Genomic DNA, 244 nt, shown 5'->3' on the forward strand with positions numbered 1-244 from the left:
GTGAGAGGAAGATGTCCTCCATGAAAGTCCGCCTCGTATCGGCTGGGGCAATATTCAGTGCCTTCAACCGAAGGGTGATCGTGGTTGGATGGCAATCCAGTTGCTTCGCAATGGTGGACAACGACAGTCCAACACTGTTCAGGCGGATAATGTCCGCATCTGAGGCCTTGCGATTTGCTCGATAAACATTAGACATGAGAACTCCACTCCCTAAAAATAACCTCTAGTTTGCCATTACTAGAGT

The 244-nt window shown here is 48.8% G+C and carries 1 protein-coding gene; it reads right to left on the minus strand.

The genetic code is table 11. The features are described from left to right. Nucleotides 1–196, minus strand: a 196-nt coding sequence (locus SB717_RS38805) for a hypothetical protein (RefSeq protein ID WP_410908579.1), incomplete at its 3' end; no start/stop codon positions are given. Between the last annotated feature and the right edge of the window lie 48 nt (nucleotides 197–244).

This window comes from Priestia sp. SIMBA_032 (genome assembly GCF_046535215.1).
Taxonomy (GTDB): Bacteria; Bacillota; Bacilli; order Bacillales; family Bacillaceae_H; genus Priestia; species Priestia aryabhattai.